2 protein-coding genes are annotated in these 2748 nt (G+C 42.5%); one reads left to right on the plus strand and one right to left on the minus strand.

What is annotated here, in order from left to right; all coding sequences use genetic code 11:
* Positions 1–462: Fic family protein (locus HMPREF9304_RS12400; protein ID WP_036929723.1), on the plus strand; the 462-nt coding region annotated here is incomplete at its 5' end.
* A 74-nt stretch (positions 463–536) separates the two neighbouring features.
* Here the strand turns inward: HMPREF9304_RS12400 and HMPREF9304_RS12405 are convergent.
* Positions 537–2747, minus strand: coding sequence for a type IV secretory system conjugative DNA transfer family protein (locus HMPREF9304_RS12405; protein ID WP_231564538.1), 2211 nt, complete (start codon positions 2745–2747; stop codon positions 537–539).
* Position 2748: the final 1 nt, after the last annotated feature.

Below are 2748 nucleotides of genomic sequence, written 5' to 3' on the forward strand. Positions count from 1 at the left end.
CTGGTAAACGTAACAGCTGGGGCAGGTGGAAAATCATATATGAACCACCTGAAAGTACCACAGAGACTAAAAGATTTCTGTGAGGAAATGAACGAAAGACGGGAACAATTATTAAAAAATCCAGATATATACGAGCAATACCAGTTGAGCTTTGACGCACATCTGAAGCTCGTGACGATTCATCCATGGGTAGACGGTAATGGCAGGATGTCGAGGTTGATAATGAATCATATTCAGAATGAGTTTGGGCTGGTTCCCAGTAAGGTTTTGAAAGAGGACAAAGCCGAATACATCGAAGCGTTGGTTGAATCAAGAGAGAAAGATTCATGTTTGCCGTTCCAAGATTTTATGTTCAAAGAACATGCCAGGAATCTTCAACAGGAAATCGATAATTACAAGTTATCTATGGAAGAAGAGGAAGAGGAAGAAGAACAGAAACCCCGTCGCCATTTCAGAAGATAAAATTAATTAAGGGTCATTTAGGACTTTATCATCCAAGTGACCCTTAATCATTCTGTTGAAAAAGAAAGAAGCCATCATTGTTTGGGCGGTGTTCTGTTACTCTTTTTATGTGTCGTTTGAGAGCCTCCCTCCTTTTTGAACTCCGTCTGGATAATCTTTATCATCTCTTTTACTTCATTCTTAATCCGATCAAAGTTGGCTTGTAGGATGCGTGCCTTTGAGTCTTCAGAATCGAAGTGATAGAATTTCGGAATGGGATAATTTTCATAATCGTTTTCTTCTGCCTTAATCTGCTCCATGTCAAAAGAGGTCTTGCAAAAGAACTTGGTTGTCTTGAATTCTTCGGCAGTTTGAATATCCATAGAGTCCCGCCTGCCAGTTTTCGTGACGACAAAATCGCCAGCTGTCTGGCCACATAACCATCCTGGTCTCATATCGGCTATTTTTGATGCTGGCAACAGGCTGTCCATGTTCTCATTGAGATTGATGGATGTCCTGTCCCTGTCAATGGTAATGCCCTTTTTGAGCTGTACTACCTTGCCGAAAATATCGCCTGACAACCAGTCGAGCGTCTCTTTTGCTCGAGCAGAACCGGAAACAACATTACCTACGGTGGTTATAATCTTATCCTTTCCCACCTTGCCATAATCTGCCTCGAGCTGTGGAAGTTCCTGGAAGCCTAACGTGACGGCGACCTTGTTGCTTCTGGCTGTTCCTATCAGGCGGTCTATTTTGTGGAAATATAGAGTCGGCAGCTCATCAACGATGATACTTACTGGGACATTCTTTCCCATTCCACTGTTGACACGGGTAACAAGACGGTTCAGAATCAAGGCATTCAATGCACCGTTAATGCTTTCCATTTCTGGGTCATTGGCAATGAGCAGGTAACTCGGATGTCTTGGATCAGATACCTTCAGGTCGAAGTCATCCCCACTGAACACCCAGTATGACTCATGGGTAGCCAAACGGGAAGTCTGTACACGTAGCGTTCCTATCATACCTTCGAGCTGTTCCATGGCTCCATTTTCATAGGCTGTCATGAAAGGACCCAGTAGAGGATAAACTTCGGGGTTGGTTGTCAACACTTCAAAGATCTCATCATAGGAGTGATTTAGTAATGCGAGTACATGTGGCATATCAGAATACTGTCCTTTCCAATAAGACGGCTGCACTTGGTAATCCTTGTTACCTATATGTTTTTTGTCTCGGAAGACTCTTCCTGTCAAACGCTTATGATGAGTTTCATTATCCTCACCATACTCTGGGAAAAGTTCATTTCCATTCTCATCGAAAGGTTTTTTATTGTAGTTTACAAAAAAGAAAATACAGGCTGCAAGAAAGTTGGTTGCGGAAGTCTGAAAGAATTGGTCAGAACCACCTCCAGAGGCTTTCTGCCCTTTTTGAAGTGACTCTATTAGTGTCTCTGCTGTTTCTTGTGCAGCTGCCAAATTTGTTATGTATTTCTGCTGAATAGGATTGACACGTGCGCTATATTCTATATTGACAAAGTTGATGATGTTGAAGTTGCAATCCTTGGGTAGGTTTCCTTGTAATTGGTTTATTCTATAATGGTAATATAGCTTTTGGGCAAGAGTCGGAAACTTGTAGTCGTAGACCACCATTGCAAAACCTTTTTTCGAATGTTGGCGGATGTACGGTTCGATGACAGAGAACGTCTTACCAGAACCAGGAGTGCCGACAACCCATGTACCACGGAATGGATTGACAATATTGATCCATCCTTTCCTGAACTTTCCCTTATAATAGTAACGCATGGGAATGTTGACGGAATACTTGTTTTCTACAAGGTTCGTTGTTTGTTTAAAACTTTCGTTCTCAAAATTGAACGGATCCTTGAGCATACCGTCCCTGAAATACTTCGACACGTTGTCAAGAGCAACATGGACGAGTACCGTTCCTACGACAGACAGAACGATATAGATCCACATGTTGGATTTCAAAATCCATAACCTGACGTGCCAGTCGAAGTTATAGACAAATACCGATGCCGCTACAAGGACAAGCCCGAAGGCAAGGGGGTAGAATACCATTTTTCGAGCATCGAACTCTATTTGCTTCTTGTTCTTGGTACCTATGCAAGTGATGATTACCAACATGAGCGTAACCATCTTCGAATATGGCAGGAACTGATACATGGATAATACACCAAGTCGGTGATGGAAAGTGTTGACGATTCCACCTAACCCATGTAGGGCGATAGGATCCAGGGCATACATGAAGAACTCTAAAAGGAGCGATACGTATATGGCTGTCCTGAAAATA

The organism is Hoylesella timonensis S9-PR14 (genome assembly GCF_000762405.1).
GTDB classification, from domain to species: domain Bacteria; phylum Bacteroidota; class Bacteroidia; order Bacteroidales; family Bacteroidaceae; genus Prevotella; species Prevotella timonensis_A.